Genomic DNA, 14877 nt, shown 5'->3' with positions numbered 1-14877 from the left:
GGGCGCGGGTGAGTCAACTTTGGCCGAATGCGGTCAGCGGAGCACAAAATCCGTGATCGCCGCCAGCAGCACATCGATCTCGCCGGGGGTGCTGTACGGGGCCAGGCCGATGCGCAGCGCGCCGGCCTCGCCCAGGCCCAAGTGCCTGGAGGCCTCCAACGCGTAGAACGAGCCGGAGGGCGCGAGGATCCCACGCTCGAACAGGAACTCGGTGGCGTCGGCGGCACTCCGGCCCGCGAAGCCCACCAACACCGTGGGGGTGCGCTCGACGGCCCGGGAATACACCGTCACGCCGGGCAGGGCGGCCAGCCCGGACTCCAGCCGGTCGCGGAGGGAATCCTCGTGGGCCTCGGCCAGTTTCAGCGAGGAGCGCAGCAGCGCCCGGCGGCTGATGCTCGGCCGCGCCGCCACCCCGGTGGCCAGCTCGCCGAGCCCCGCGAGGAAGTCGACGGCGGCGCTCACCCCGGCCAGGGTCTCGTACGGCAGGGTGCCGAGTTCGAAACGCTCCGGCACCACATCCGTCGATGGCAGCAGCTTGTCGGGGTGGATACCGGCCAGCAGCGCCGGGTCCGCCGCGAGCACTCCGCAGTGCGGGCCGAAGAACTTGTATGGCGAGCAGACGAAGAAGTCCGCGCCGAGCACGGCGAGGTCCACGAAAGTGTGCGGCACGTAGTGCACGCCGTCGACGAAGAGCAGCGCCCCGGCCTCGTGCACCACCGCGGCGATCTCGGCGATCGGCGGCCGCGTGCCGATCAGGTTGGAGGCGGCGGTCACCGCCACGAGGCGGGTGCGGGCGGTGAGCACCGCGGCCACCGCGGACGCGGGCAGTTCACCGGTCTCCGGGTCGAAGTCCACCCAGACCACGGTGGCGCCGGCGCGGTCGGCGGCCTGCAGCCAGGGGCGGATGTTGGCGTCGTGGTCGAGCCTGGACACCACGATCTCGTCGCCGGGCGCCCAGTCGCGCGAGAGGTGGCGGGAGAAGTCGTAGGTGAGCTGGGTGGCGCTGCGTCCGTAGACGATGCCGTGCGGGTCGGCGCCGAGCAGGTCGGCCATTGCCGAACGGAATCCCGTGACGGCGTCGTCGGCGTTCCGCTCCGAGAGGCTGCGGCGGCCGCGGATCGACAGCGGGCCGGTGAGGGTGTCGAGGATGGCCTGTCCGACGCCGAGCGGGGTCTGCGTGCCGCCAGGGCTGTCGAAGTGCACGGTTCCGGCCGAGAGGGCGGGGAAATGGGCGCGGATCGATTCGACGTCGTAGGTCACCCTGCCATCCAAGCATTGATCCGGTGACCGCCGCCGCCGCCGCTGACGCCGACGCCGACACCGAACTACCATGGCGCCATGCCAGAGACCCCGGCGGTGCCCTCCGGACGCCGGCGCGTCTCGCCCGGGGTGCGCTTCTGGCGCTGCCCGGACGGCTGGACGCTGCCCGGCGGGCACCGGGTGGGCTGTGCTGGGCTGGCTGCTCGCGGCCTACGGGCTCCACCTCCTGCTCTACCTGGGCCTGGCCGTGCTGGTGTTCACCGGTCACAACCGGGCCCGGGTGGTGGCGATGTCATTCGCCTCGGTGAGCATCCTGCTCTCCTTCGCCGACTACGCGCTCAACGGTGCCCAGATCACCCTGCGCACCTCGCTGGTTAGCGTTACCATCGACATCCTGATTCTGCTGGCGCTCTCCAGCACCCAAGCGCGTCACTATGCCAGTGCCCGGGGTGCGAGCCGGATCAGGCGACGGGAACGTCGGCCGTGACGAGCGGACGTGCGCTCGCCGGGGCATCCGCCGGCACCAGGACGTTGCGGCGGGTGGCGGCGACAATCATCACGATCGCGGCGGCCGCGGTGATCGCGGCGCCGGCCCAGAGCGGTGAGGTGTAGCCCAGGCCCACGCTGATGGTGATGCCGCCGATCCAGGCGCCGATGGCGTTGCCCACGTTGAACGCGGCGATGTTGGCGCTGGAGGCCAGGGTCGGAGCGGTGTCGGCGTAGAGCATGATGCGGGTCTGCAGCCCGGGAACCGTTCCGAAGCCGAAGCCGCCCATCAGCACGAGGGCAATCACGGTGGCGACGGGGTTCGCTGCGGTGAGGGCGAAGAGCGCCATCACCACCGTGAGTCCGATCAACAGCACCACCAGGGTGGGATCGAGCCGCCGGTCGGCGGCCTTGCCGCCGAGGATGTTGCCCACGAACAGGCCGGCGCCGAAGACCACGAGCAGCCACGGAACGGCCGCGCTGGAGAAGCCGCTCACCTCGGTGAGCGTGTAGGCGATGTAGGTGAAGGCGCCGAACATGCCGCCGAAGCCGAGCACCGTCACCACCAGGGAGAGCCAAACCTGGCTAGACCGAAAGGCGCGGAGTTCGCCGCGCAGGTTGCTGACGTGCGCGGTGTCGTCGGTGGCGCGGGGCACGAGGGCCACGATGCCAGCCAGGGCGAGCACGCCGATCACGGTGATCGCCCAGAAGGTGGCCCGCCAGCCGAAGCTCTGGCCGATGAAGGTGCCGAACGGCACGCCGAGAACGGTGGCGAGGGTGAGGCCGGTGAACATGATGGCGATGGCGCCGGACTTCTTGCTCGGCGGCACCAGGCTGGCGGCGACGACGGCGCCGATGCCGAAGAAGGCGCCGTGGCAGAGAGCGGCGATGATGCGGCCGAGCAGCATGATCGAGTAGCTCGGGGCGAGTGCCGAGATCAGGTTGCCGATGATGAAGAGCACCATCAGTCCCACCAGAACGTGTTTGCGGGGCAGCCGGGTCACCGCGGCGGTGAGCAGGATGGCGCCGACGGCGACGCTGAGGGCGTAGCCGGAGATGAGCCAGCCGGCGGCGGCCTCGGTCACGGCGAAGTCGGCGGCAACCTCGGGCAGCAGGCCGGCGATGACGAACTCGGTCAGGCCGATCCCGAAGCCGCCGAGGGCGAGTGCGATCAATCCAATGGGCATGCGGAAATTCCTTCAAGGGTGCGGAGGTGCGCGGGCCGTTGGTCGAGCCTGTCGAGGCCACGCGCTGGTAGTTGCAGGCGCGTCATAAATAATTGCACACGCTAGGTAAGTGCGCAAGCAACTACTTTTTGCGAGCAAGCGGATGCGTGGCCGGGCTGATCTGCTCAGGCCGCGTGCGCCGCGCAGGCCGGGGCGGCCACGGCCACGCAGTCCGGGCAGGCCACCAGCTGCTCCCGGCAGGACAGGTCCCGGCAGTTGAGCATGTTCTTGGTGCCCGCGCCGCAGACCTGGCAGTGGCCGAGAACGGTGGCGTGGCCGCTGAAATCCACCGACATCCGCTGGTCGAACACGTAGAGCGAGCCGTCCCAGAGCCCGTCGTCGCCGTAGGCCTCGCCGTAGCGCACGATGCCGCCCTCGAGTTGGTAGACCTCGCCGAAGCCACGGTCCTTCATCAGTGACGACAGCACCTCGCAGCGGATGCCGCCGGTGCAATACGTCACCACAGGCTGGCCCTTGAGGTGGTCGTACTTGCCGCTGTCGAGCTCGGCCGCGAACTCGCGGGTGTTCGCCACATCCGGCACCACGGCACCCCGGAACCTGCCGATCTCGGCCTCGAAGGCGTTGCGGCCGTCGAAGAACACCACGTCGTCGCCGCGTTCGGCCACGAGGGCGTGCAGTTCGGCCGGGGCCAGGCGGGTGCCGCCGCCCACGACGCCGCCGGCATCCACGGTGAGGGCCTCTGGCGAGCCGAAGCTCACGATCTCGTCGCGCACCTTCACCACCAGCCGAGGGAAGTCGAGGCTCGCCCCGGACTCGTCGAGGCCGGTTCCCTCACTCCACTTGAAGTCGATCTCCGCGAACGGTGCGTACTGACGGGTCTTGCGTACGTAGCGCTTGAGGGCGGGCAGGTCGCCGCCCACGGTGCCGTTCAGGCCGTCCTTCGAGATCAGGATGCGGCCGCGCAGGCCCAACGACTCGCAGAGGTCGCGCTGCCACAGGCGGATGGCTTCGGGGTCGCTGAGCGGAGTGAAGACGTAGTAGAGCAGGATCTTCGGAATGGCCACCCCCACATTTTAGGCGGCGGCGAGGGGCGCGAGGCGGCCCACGTAGGCTGAGCCAACCAGACCGCCACCAGATCCTTGGAGTGTGCATGACCACGATCGATCCCTTCGCCCGTTTCGGCGAGGTGCCCGAGTTCAACCTGACCAGCTCGGTGATGACCGACGGTGGCCCGCTGGCCGCCGCCCAGTACGGCGTCGGCGCCGGCGGTCAGGATGTCTCGCCCGACCTGCACTGGAGCGGCTTCCCGGCTGAGACCCAGAGCTTCGCACTCACTGTGTTCGACCCGGATGCCCCGACCGGTTCCGGGTATTGGCACTGGGCGGTTTTCAACATCCCCGCCGACGTCGACAGCCTGCCCACCGGTGCCGGAGTCGCGAACTCGGTGCTGCTGCCCGCCGGTGCCGTCGTCATGCCCAACGAGATCCGCCAGCCCACCTTCATCGGCGCCGCGCCGCCGCGCGGAACGGGCACGCACCGCTACCAGTTCGTGCTGCACGCCCTCGACGTCGCAGACCTCGGCGTCGACCCGCAGGCCACCCCGGCCGTGCTCGGCTTCAACGTGCACTTCCACACCCTGGCCCGCGCCGTGCTCGAGGCCACCGGAGTCGCCGGAGGCGCCGCCTAGCCGATCCCGACAACCCTCTATCTCCTCGGGCGGCAGGTCGCTCGTCCGTTTGCCATCCTCGACAACGTGCCCATTCCGTCGGTCGAGCCTGTCGGGACCCTCGCTGCCTGTCCGCTTTGGCTCAGAATTATGTTCGATGTTTGCTCAAGTTCTTGTTGACATTTCCTCGCATATAAGTGCGATTCGTGAGAGAATGGGGGTATGGACGACGAGCTGGATAGTGGCTCCACCGCACCGACGGGAATGACTCCCACCGGTCCGAACCCGCACGACTGGAACACCGGTCTGGCCGGTCCGGATCCCCTCTCGGCCGTGGATGCCGCCAGTCTGAGCGGCACCTCCGACACGAAGACCGCCGCCGCGGCCGGCCCTGCGGCCGGCCCCGCGACGGGCTCGAGCCGGGCCGGTCGGGCCGGTCGGGGTCCGTCTAAGCCGCGGCCTGAGTGGCGGGATCCGGCCGAGTTGCTGGGGGTGCAGCGCGCGCACACCGGTGCGTTCGGTCAGAAGCTCCAGGCCCTGGATGATGCGGCGCGGACGGTGATGGCGGTGATGGACTCCATTGACGTGAACGCGTTGAGTGACCCTGAGGTGGTCGCGTTGACGCAGATGGTCGAGCGCACCGGTCGGCCGGTGGACGCGGCCCGGGTTAGCACGGCGACCGTGGTGGGTTACCGGTACAGCACTGGGCTGGGCACGGAGTCGTTGGCCTGGCGGTTGGGGGCGTCGCACCAGAATGATCTGCTGATCGGGCTGACCGGCACGTCGGTGCCGGAGATGAAACGACGCGTATCCCTGGGTGAGAAGGTCGCCCCGCGGATGCTGGGCGGCACGGTCCTCGAGCCCGAGTTCCCGTTCGTTGCCGCAGCCTTGGCGGCCGGGGAGATCGGTATTGATGCGGCCGAGAACATCGTGAAGGGCCTGGCTGACTACAAGGTGCACGGCCGCTTCGATGCCGACCAGTCGCTGGTGGACGGCGGTGAAGCCGAGCTGGTGGAGTCCGCGACCGGGTCGGTATTCGGCCGCACCCCCGGACCCGGCGACAGCGCCACCGCCACCGATGCCGATGACGCCGACACCGACACCGGCGCCGGCGCCGGCGCCGGACAAGTCTGCACCGGCCCGGTCCGGCGTCTGGGTGCGTCGGCGGGGTTCACGTTCCCGGCGGACCGGATCCGGGAGATGGCGGCGACGTGGCAGGCGGTGTTGAACCCGGACGGGGCCGCGCCCACCGCGGAGATCCTCGAGGCCAAATCCACGTTCTCGTTCGGCAAACTCAGCCAAGGCCTGCACCCGCTGCGCGGTGGGGTGACGCCGGAGCTCAAGGGCATCATGCAGACCCTGTTCAACACCTTTCAGTCCGCCCGCAGCGCTCCCGCGTTCCCGTCCGCGGAGGAGCAGCAGCGTATCGAGGCCGGCGAACTCGTGCCCGGCGAGATCCTCGACGAACGCGACGGTGGCCAGAAACGTGCCGACATCCTCCGTGGCATCCTGGTCCAGGTCGCCCAAGACCCCCGCACCCCGACCATGGGCGGGATGCCGCCGACGGTGATGGTGCACGTGAACGCAACCGACCTCGTCAACGGGGTCGGGGTCGGTTGGATCGACGGCGTCGAGGGCCCCGTCTCGATGAAGACGATCAATCAGGTGGTCGACAACGGCGGCTTCCGGCCGATCTTCTTCGGCGGCACCGGCGCCGTCCTCGCCCTGGGCGATAAGGTCCGGTGTTTCACCCCGCTGCAACGCAGGGCGATCACCGCCCGAGACGGCGGCTGCATCATCCCCGGCTGCACCTGCCCACCGCAATGGACCGAAGTCCACCACGTGCAGCCGTGGCAAAACGGCGGCCCCACCAACGTGAGCAACGGGGTTTTGCTGTGCTGGCGCCACCACCACAACATCGACACCTCGGGGTGGCACATCCGCATGGTCCTGGGCATGCCCGAAGTCAAAGCCCCACACTGGATCGACCCACCGGAACCTGGCGAAAACCACCCCAACACCGCGCCCACGACCCCAAATACCGCCGGCAAGACGAGTAGCCGCGGCTGATGCAAGGGGACGGTCGATTCGAGCCACGTGAGAGATTCTCAGGTCATCTCATGGTTGCGCGCCTATCTTCTACACGCGGCAAAAAACGATGCAAGCGCTACCAACGCCAGTCGGCACTTCGAAGCCGCTTCCGGTAGCGCCACGTCGGCAGTAAGGCACCATGTTTCACTCGTCCCCCCACTCCAGCACCAGCTTCGACCCCGCTGCCGGCCCCTCCGCGGACTCGCACCTCACGCACCGGGAAACCGGCCTGTCCAGGGTGCCGGTGTGGCTCTGGAAAGCGATCATGACGCGCATCGCGCCGGGCGAACTGCACAAGTTCAACGCCGACCCGATCGACGACGTCGACTACCACTTCGACCTTGACTACGTGGGCGACGGCATCCGTGATCACCGCCTCGACGTTCTCGTGCCGCACGAGCACCACGACGGTCACCCCGACAGCCACGACGTGACCACGCCACCGAGCCCGCTGCCCGTCTACATCTACTTCCACGGCGGCGGCTGGACCTCCGGCGACAAGGCGCCGCTCACCAAGTACGCCGCCAGCCAGGCGGTCGAGGGCATGGTGGTCGTCAACGCCAACTACCGCATGGCCACTCGATTCAAGATCGGCCACATGCTCGACGACGCCAACGCTGTGCTCACCTGGGTCCAGCGCAACATCGTCGAATACGGCGGAGACCCCACCCGCATCGTTCTCGGCGGCGACTCGGCGGGCGGGCACATCGCGGCCCTGCTCACCGCCGCGGCCAACGACGACACCCTCGCCGCGCACTACAACCTCGACCTGCCGATCGAGGCCGGCCACCTGCGCGGACTCGTGCAGCACTGCAGTATCGCCGACTTCTCGGTCATGTTCGAGCGCGGCTTCGTGCTCAGCCTCAACTTCCTGCGGATGCTGCTCCCCGAACGCAGCCCCGGAATGTCGCTGCGCGACGCCGCCCGATTCCTCTCGCCCATCGAGTGGCTCGACAAGGGCTTCCCGCCGGTCTTCATCACGACCTCCGAGCGCGACTACTTCTACCGGGCCAACCTCAACTTCATCGAGGCCCTGCGCCGACGGTCCATTCTGGCCGACACGGTGATCTACGGCCGGCACCGCACCAACACCCGGCACACCTGGCAGCAGGACGCCCGGCACCCCGAATCGCAGGAGGTCTACCGCCGTCTGGGTTCATTCGTGCGCAAGGTGGCGGCGCTGCCCGCCCAGGCTCGGTCCACGCCTGCTCAAGCCGAGCCCGCCCTGGCCTAGCTCCCCGGCCTGCGCGGGTCTGCCCGGGCATGGTAGACAAGTTCGACACTTGCCAGGCCATTCGGGCCGCGCCAGCCACGAGGAGCACACATGAGCCAGGCCGACACGTTCCCGGTGACCGGGCTCCCCAAGACCGGGCTACCCACCCGCGCCCTCGTCGTCGGTGACCCGTTCCGGGCCGAGCAGATCTCCCACCTGCTCGACAACGTGCGCGAGGTCGCCCACCAGCGTGAGTATCGCTCGTTCGTCGGTGACTGGAACGGCAGCACCGTCGTCGTCTCCTCGCACGGTGTGGGCGCCCCCGGCGCCATCTGTCTGTTCCAGGAGCTGATGGATGCCGGCGTGGACACCATCATCAGGCTTGGCACCGCCGGAGCCCTGCTGCGTGGCATCGGCGACGGCGACCTGATCATCGCCGAGTCCTGCGTGCGCGACGACGGCGTCACCCACCAGCTGGTGCCGGAGAGCTACCCGGCGGCCGCGAATCCCGAGGTCGTGATCGCACTGGCCGAGGCAGCCCGGCGGCACGACGCCCCCCACCACCGCGGAATCGTCTGGACCCGGGCGGCCTTCTACCCGGGAATCATCGATCTCAACCAGGCCGGTTACGTCAAGCTCGGCGTGCTCGCCATCGAAATGGAACTCTCGGCCCTGCTCGTGCTCGCCTCCACCCGCGGCGTGCGCGCGGGCGGCGGCCTCGTGATCGACGGCGCCACCGCCGACGACCTCGTCGACACCACCGGATACGACCCGCATCGCACCGTCGTGGCGGATGGCGTCAGTCGCGGCATCTCCGTCACCCTCGACGCCCTCGTCGCCCTGCCGGAGCTCGTCTGATGGCCACCGACCACGTCGACCTGATCCTCACCGCGGATGCCGTGCTCACCGTCGACGCCGCTGGCACGATCATCGAGGCCGGCGCCGTCGCCATCCGTGCCGGGATCATCGTCGGCGTCGGGCCGGCTGCCGACCTGCTCGCCCGGTACGACGCGGCGGAGGTGCTCGAGAGCCCGGGCTGTGTGATCGCCCCCGGCTGGGTGAACACCCACAGCCACTTGGCCATGAACCTGTTCAGGGGCGCGGCCGACGACGTCACCCTCGAGGTGTTCCTCGAGCGGATGGTCGGCGCCGAACTGGCCACCCTCAGCGCCGAGACTGTCGCCATCGGCACCAGGGCCGGGATCGCCGAGTGCCTCTTGGGCGGCACCACCACGGCGCTGGACATGTACTGGTTCCCGCGGGCCAGCCGCGCTGTCGCGGCGGAGGCCGGATTCCGGCTGCTGAACGGCCCCACCTTCCTCGGCAACGCGGACCCCGAGGGCCGCGACTTCGCGGGCATGCTCGAGGAAGCCAGATCGATCCTCACCGACAACCGCACCGAGTCGCCCGACGACGACCTCTGGGTGATGCCCCACTCGGCCTACACCCTCAGTAGCGACCAGCTGGAGAGCATTCGGGAGCTGGCCGCCTCGCGCGGCGCCCGCATCCACACGCACGCCTCTGAGAGCCTCGGCGAACTGGCGCTGACGGTTCAGGTCAACGGTGACCGGCCGGTCGCCGTGCTCGATGCGGCCGGGCTGCTGACCAACCACACCGTCCTGGCCCATGCCGTGCACCTCACCGACGACGAGGTCACCCGCATCGCCGCCAGCGGCGCCGCCGTGGCGCACTGCCCGATGTCGAACCTCAAGCTCGGCTGCGGCATCGCCCGGCTGCCCGAGCTGTTGCAGCACGGCGCCGCCGTGGGCTTGGGCACCGATGGGGCCGCCTCCACCGGTTCCCTCGACATGTACGCCGCCGTGCGGATGGCCGCGCTGCTGCACAAGGGCACCAGCAACGACCCCACCATGATCAGCGCCGAACGCGCCGTGCGGCTCGGCACCGTCGACGGCGCCCGCGCCCTCGGTCTGGCCGACGTGGGCACGATCGAGCCCGGCATGCAGGCCGACCTCCAGGTCGTGCGCATCGACACACTGAACAGCAGGCCCGGCCGTGACCCATGGTCTGCGCTGGCCTACACGGCCACCGCCACCGACGTGCGACACGCCGTGGCCCGCGGCCGGATTGTGCTGCGCGACAGGGTGCTGCAGACCATCGACGAGACGTCGGCCCTGCGCGAGCTGTCGGAGGCCGCCGCCCGCTAGCATCATCGGGTGCACATGTTCTTTCGAACCCTGCTCCACAGCCTGCTGTCGCGCTTCGGCCCACGCCTCGGGCACTACGACGTCGCCCGCACGCGGTTCATCACCCTGCCCACCGACCAGGACATCCTGCGGCACATGAACAACGGCGTGTACCTGTCGATCATGGACATCGCCAGGTTCGACATGCTGCACCGCACCGGAATCTGGGCGATCTTCCAGGCCAAGGGCTGGTATCCGGTGGTGGTGGCCGAGACCATCAGTTTTCGCAAGTCACTGACGCTCGGCCAGCGGTTCACCGTCGAGTCGCGCATCCTGGGCTTCGACGACAAGGCCGTTTACGTCGAGCAACGCTTCGTGCGGCCCGTTGAGGGCCCGGATGCGAGACCGGGCGACGTCGAGGTCTACGCCCGCGGCTTCATCCGCGGCCGGTTCCTCAAACGCACGGGAGGCGTGGTCACCATCGACGAACTCACCGACGCCGTCGGTGCCGTGCCCGCCGACGTGAGCGTGCCCGACTGGCTGCTCGAGTGGAGCGCCGACGTGGCCATGCCGGCTACCCGGGCGCCGGCCCCCAGCATCTGGGAGTAGTGGCTAGGCGCGGTCCTCGCTCGCTGGCGCAGGGGTGGGCTTGGGCACCAGGAGCTCTTGATAGTGACTCTGCAGCGCGGGGTAGTACTTGCTGAACGACGGCAGCGGGTGGTGGGTGCGGGAGGCGACGAGCCTATCGAGGTAATAGTCCCAGACCGGCCCGAACGTGGCGGCCTCGGCGGGGGAGTGCAGCCGCAGCCCGAAGGTCAGCACGGTCTTGCCGGATCCGCCCGACAGATGCGCCATCACCCGCCAGGCATCCTCGCCCTCGCCGATGTCCAGCGCCAGCTTCTTGAACTCGACACATTCCAGAATGCTCACGTACTCCCACTGCGAGTCGTTCTTCGATTCCATCCGGAACCGCACGGCCCCGGTGCGAGGGGACCCTGTGTAGGTGCCGATCCAGCCGTGCAGGCCCTCGGGTTTGGTCACGGCCTCCCACACCGACTCCGGGGCCGCAGGGAAGATGCGGTCGAAGAGCAGGTAGAGCCCGTCCTCCCGGTGGGCGAACCGCCCTGTGGCGTGGGCGACGTCCGGCGGACCGGGCAGGGGCTGGGTGGGCATGGTGACCTCCACGTTGAGTGAAACACGAGCCTTCCCTCTGAGGCTATGCCTAGTTCGAGGCCGCCGCCAGAGTCCTCAGTCGCTCTCGAGCACGGCCATGGCAGCGTTGTGCCCGCCGAGTCCGCTGACCCCGCCGCCGCGTCGAGCGCCGGCTCCGCAGAGCAGAATCCGCGGATGCCGGGTAGCCACGCCCCAGCGCTGGGCGGCGGTGTCCCTGGGTGCGTCGTCTTCCAGGAACGGCCAGGACAGGAGCCCGTGGAAAATGTCCCCGCCGGGCAGGTTGAGCGCCGACTCGAGGTCCGCGGTGGTCTTGGTCTCGATGCACGGCCTGCCGTCGGCATCCCGGAGCAGCAGGTCCTCGACGGGTTCGGCCAGCACCGAGTTGAGCGAGGCCAGGACGGCGGCCTGCAACTGGGCCCTGACGGCGGTGTTGTCCAGGCGGGTGAGCCGGTCGGGGGTGTGCAGGCCGAACACCGTGAGGGTCTGCGCGCCGGCCGCCACCAGTTCCGGCGAGAGGATGCTCGGATCGGTGAGGGAGTGGCAATAGATCTCACAGGAGACCAGATCGGGGACCCGGCCCGCACCGGCCTGCCGATACGCGTCCTCGAGCTGGCTGAGCGTCTCATTGATGTGAAAGGTTCCGCCGAACGCGGCCTCGGCCGACACCGACGCATCCAGCAGGCGGGGGAGGCGACTCAGCAGCAGGTTCACCTTCACCTGGGCGCCCTCGGGCTTCACGGTGTCCGGTGTGCGTTCACCCAGCAGGCCGTCCAGCACCCACGGCGCCACGCTCGCCAGCACGTGGCTTCCCACGGTGCTCTCGTCCCGGTGTTCATGCCGGTAGCGCACGGTGCCGTCCGGATCGATGCCGGTGACCTTTGCGCTCGTCAGGATGCGCACACCGGCCTGGCGGGCCACCCGCTCCAGCTCCCCGGTCACCGCACCCATGCCGCCGACGGGTACGTCCCAGTCCCCGGTGCCGTTTCCGATCGAGTGGTAGAGAAAGCAGCGGTTCGCATCCAGTGACGCGTCATGCACCGAGGTGAACGTGCCGATCAGGCCGTCGGTGGCCACCACCCCGCGCACGAGGTCGGAGCCGAATCGCCGGTTGAGCAGGTCGCCGAGCGGATGCTCGATGAACTCGTCCCACAGGGCGTCGTCACCGACCAGCCGGCGGGCCTCTGACCGCGTGGGCAACGGCTCGCATACCGTGGGGAACAGCGCACGGGCCAGATGCCCCAGGTCGCCACCGAGTTGCTGCCACCCCGCGATGTCCGCCCCGGCTCCAATCCTCTCGAAGGAGGCCCGCGTCGCCTCGGCATCGCCCGCATCCACCAGCAGGCCGGTCGCCGGGTTGGCCGGATCCGGGGTGTACGACGAGTACCGCCGCCGTGCCAGCTCGATCGACAGGCCGAGCTCGTCGATGATGCGGGCAGGCAGCAGGCTCACCAGGTACGAGTACCGGGACAGACGGGCATCCACCCCCGCGAAGGCGGCGGCCGATACCGCTGCTCCGCCCACGTGGTCGTCCCGTTCGAGCACCAGCACACTCCGCCCGGCTTTGGCCAGATAGGCCGCGGCGGTGAGGCCGTTATGGCCGCCTCCGACGATCACGATGTCGTGTGTGGAGTCCATGTAAGAGCCCTTCTCAAGCGCCGATGCTGGTCTGTCGACCCTATCCTCGCCGGGGCGACACGCCCGGGATGCGGATGGGATTTGCGACCCCCCCAGAATCCCCGTAATGTCATCTCTCGTCACCCCACAGGTTCGGAAAGCCGAAGAGCTACCGGCCTCAAGCGGGACCAAATCCAAGCAGAAAAGAAAGCGATTCTTCGCTTTGTACAGCTTGATGAAGTTTGCTTCGAATTTCCTAACCGAAATCCAAGCAGACAACAAGAACAAACATCGAAGTGCCCCGGAGCGACAGCCATTANTCGGTGGAGCAGGCGGCGAGGCCGGCGACGAGCAGGCCTGCGGTGGTGAGGCCGAGTGCGGTCTTGGTGAAGCTGCGCATGATGAAGTCCTTTGCTGTGGGGGAGTGCTGCTTGGTATGCAGGTGGTTCGTCCCCACGTCAGAAAAGGTTTGGTCCTCGTGGCGTTCGCGTGCGGGATGCGCCCCTAGAAGTGGCGGAATCGATCCGGCGCGAGATCCCAGGGGTCCTTGCCGAGGAGTTCGGCGACCCCGCGGAAGACGCAGCTCTCGATCACCATGCGCTGATGGAACTCGTCATTGCGGTGCAGTCCGCTCAGCCGCTGGATCGGCAGCCGGAAGAAGGTGATGCGACGCTCACGGGCATCCACCGCGTACCGCGCCACCCCGACGCCGGGAATCACGTTGAGCGGCCCTGCGGCCACCTCGAAGGACACATCGGCGAGTTCGGCCGGCCACACCATGCGCAAGTAGTCGACCGTCGACGCGATGGTCATGTCGAAAGTGTCCACCCGCGTACGCAGGGGAGGAAGGAAAGGTCCGGTGGCAGAACTGCGGATGCCACGGCCGTGTCGGTCCCGGCCCCGACCGCGCGAGGTCGGTGCTTGCACGGTTGTGCGGCGTGAACGAGGCATACCCCCAGTCTACTTCCGGGGCATCGGCGGTACCCTGAATCACCATGTCAGTCAGAGCGTGTTCAAGAATCTCCTGCAACGATGAGGCCGTGGCGACTCTCACGTTCTCCTATGCCGACTCGATGGCTGTCCTGGGACCGCTCGCCGGCACCCACGAGCCACACACCTATGACCTCTGTGAACGGCACGCGCGTGTGACCACCCCGCCTCAGGGTTGGCAGCTGATCAGGCATCGAATCGTGTCGATCGCGGATGCCCAACGCGGCGTTCAGCCCTCGCCCTAGTCGTCTCTCGGACACCCGCTGTCGGCGCGCCATATGGGGCAAACCACCCCGACACGCCCGGGTGTCAGATCCAATTTGCGGCCCCTCCGGAATCCCCGTAATGTCATCTCTCGTCACCCCACAGGTTCGGAAAAGCCGCAGAGCTTCCGGCCTCAAGCGGGACCAACTCCCAGTCAAAACAACCCACATCGTTTCGGTGTGGCTCTTCGTTTTGGCCAGGAATCAGCTCTTCGCAAGATCCCTCGGATCGAACGAACGGAGCGTTTTCAGGCACTAGTTTGCCGGAAACACGCCGCTCAGTCGATTTGACACGGATTCGAACGGAGGCTAAGGTAGTCAAGTTGCCCCGGAGCGACAGCCAATCACATGGCCTGAAGTCGGGTGCGTCCGATCCTTGAGAACTCAACAGCGTGCACAATGTCAAATGCCAAAAACCTCGGTCGTAGGGTCCCTTTCTAGGGGATACCGCGAAAGAGATTCCTTTGGAAAACATTTAAACAACAAAGCAAGTCAGTAATGATTTGTTCTGTCAGTTTCAAACTTGCTGATTGTTCGCCTATTCCGGTGGCTTTCGGCACTAGATGTGCCCATCACTTCGGTGGTGAGGCTATTAAACATTTACGGAGAGTTTGATCCTGGCTCAGGACGAACGCTGGCGGCGTGCTTAACACATGCAAGTCGAACGGTGACGAGGGAGCTTGCTCCTTCTGATCAGTGGCGAACGGGTGAGTAACACGTGAGTAACCTGCCCTTGACTCTGGGATAAGCACTGGAAACGGTGTCTAATACCGGATACGAACTTCAGCCG

The 14877-nt window shown here is 67.9% G+C and carries 14 protein-coding genes and 1 rRNA gene; 9 read left to right on the top strand and 6 right to left on the bottom strand.

Annotation, left to right across the window (positions count from 1 at the left end):
• Positions 1 to 33: 33 nt before the first annotated feature.
• Positions 34 to 1260, bottom strand: coding sequence for a cysteine desulfurase-like protein (locus E3O60_RS11300; RefSeq protein WP_088454875.1), 1227 nt, complete (start codon positions 1258 to 1260; stop codon positions 34 to 36).
• 187 nt (positions 1261 to 1447) lie between these two features.
• On the opposite strand from E3O60_RS11300, the gene E3O60_RS11295 reads away from it, so the two are divergent.
• A complete protein-coding gene (locus E3O60_RS11295) occupies positions 1448 to 1747 on the top strand; it encodes a hypothetical protein (protein WP_134498110.1) in 300 nt (99 codons plus the stop codon).
• Here the strand turns inward: E3O60_RS11295 and E3O60_RS11290 are convergent.
• Together E3O60_RS11290 and E3O60_RS11285 are read right to left on the bottom strand one after the other, a co-directional pair.
• Complete coding sequence (locus tag E3O60_RS11290; RefSeq protein WP_134498108.1) at positions 1722 to 2933, bottom strand: MFS transporter; 1212 nt, start codon at positions 2931 to 2933, stop codon at positions 1722 to 1724. The genes E3O60_RS11295 and E3O60_RS11290 overlap by 26 nt on opposite strands.
• 164 nt (positions 2934 to 3097) lie before the next feature.
• Positions 3098 to 3997 (bottom strand): rhodanese-related sulfurtransferase, encoded by a 900-nt coding sequence (locus E3O60_RS11285; protein WP_134408191.1) that lies wholly within the window; start codon positions 3995 to 3997, stop codon positions 3098 to 3100.
• An 86-nt stretch (positions 3998 to 4083) separates the two neighbouring features.
• On the opposite strand from E3O60_RS11285, the gene E3O60_RS11280 reads away from it, so the two are divergent.
• From E3O60_RS11280 to E3O60_RS11255, 6 genes are all read left to right on the top strand, one after another.
• Positions 4084 to 4620 (top strand): YbhB/YbcL family Raf kinase inhibitor-like protein, encoded by a 537-nt coding sequence (locus tag E3O60_RS11280; protein ID WP_134498106.1) that lies wholly within the window; start codon positions 4084 to 4086, stop codon positions 4618 to 4620.
• A 201-nt stretch (positions 4621 to 4821) separates the two neighbouring features.
• Positions 4822 to 6669, top strand: coding sequence for an HNH endonuclease signature motif containing protein (locus E3O60_RS11275; protein WP_134498104.1), 1848 nt, complete (start codon positions 4822 to 4824; stop codon positions 6667 to 6669).
• 160 nt (positions 6670 to 6829) lie between these two features.
• Positions 6830 to 7924 carry an alpha/beta hydrolase gene (locus E3O60_RS11270; RefSeq protein WP_241980006.1) on the top strand — a complete coding sequence of 365 codons (1095 nt, stop codon included), beginning with the start codon at positions 6830 to 6832 and terminating at the stop codon, positions 7922 to 7924.
• Positions 7925 to 8014: 90 nt separating this feature from the next.
• A complete protein-coding gene (locus E3O60_RS11265) occupies positions 8015 to 8761 on the top strand; it encodes a nucleoside phosphorylase (protein WP_134479591.1) in 747 nt (248 codons plus the stop codon).
• Positions 8761 to 10068 (top strand): amidohydrolase family protein, encoded by a 1308-nt coding sequence (locus E3O60_RS11260; protein WP_134498102.1) that lies wholly within the window; start codon positions 8761 to 8763, stop codon positions 10066 to 10068. Before E3O60_RS11265 ends, E3O60_RS11260 begins: the two co-directional genes overlap by 1 nt.
• A gap of 9 nt (positions 10069 to 10077) precedes the next feature.
• Positions 10078 to 10656: a thioesterase family protein gene (locus E3O60_RS11255; RefSeq protein ID WP_240632328.1), complete on the top strand. Its 579-nt coding sequence runs from the start codon at positions 10078 to 10080 to the stop codon at positions 10654 to 10656.
• A 3-nt stretch (positions 10657 to 10659) separates the two neighbouring features.
• Here E3O60_RS11255 and E3O60_RS11250 read toward each other — a convergent pair whose 3' ends face one another.
• The 3 genes from E3O60_RS11250 to E3O60_RS11240 all read right to left on the bottom strand — a co-directional run bounded on the left by E3O60_RS11250 (position 10660) and on the right by E3O60_RS11240 (position 13647).
• Positions 10660 to 11220: an SRPBCC domain-containing protein gene (locus E3O60_RS11250; protein ID WP_088454885.1), complete on the bottom strand. Its 561-nt coding sequence runs from the start codon at positions 11218 to 11220 to the stop codon at positions 10660 to 10662.
• Between the two features lie 75 nt (positions 11221 to 11295).
• Positions 11296 to 12855 carry an NAD(P)/FAD-dependent oxidoreductase gene (locus E3O60_RS11245; RefSeq protein WP_134498100.1) on the bottom strand — a complete coding sequence of 520 codons (1560 nt, stop codon included), beginning with the start codon at positions 12853 to 12855 and terminating at the stop codon, positions 11296 to 11298.
• Between the two features lie 483 nt (positions 12856 to 13338).
• Positions 13339 to 13647, bottom strand: a complete 309-nt coding sequence (locus E3O60_RS11240) for a hypothetical protein (RefSeq protein WP_341476105.1) — start codon at positions 13645 to 13647, stop codon at positions 13339 to 13341.
• A gap of 182 nt (positions 13648 to 13829) precedes the next feature.
• Here E3O60_RS11240 and E3O60_RS11235 point away from each other — a divergent pair, with 182 nt between their 5' ends.
• Positions 13830 to 14069, top strand: a complete 240-nt coding sequence (locus E3O60_RS11235) for a DUF3499 family protein (RefSeq protein WP_088455309.1) — start codon at positions 13830 to 13832, stop codon at positions 14067 to 14069.
• Positions 14070 to 14686: 617 nt separating this feature from the next.
• Positions 14687 to 14877 (top strand): 16S ribosomal RNA (locus E3O60_RS11230); the annotation flags it as partial.

This window comes from Cryobacterium sp. TMB1-7 (assembly GCF_004402435.1).
GTDB lineage: Bacteria > Actinomycetota > Actinomycetes > Actinomycetales > Microbacteriaceae > Cryobacterium > Cryobacterium zongtaii.
The sequence above is the reverse complement of the archived record's forward strand: the minus strand, read 5'-3'. Positions and strand labels throughout refer to the sequence as shown.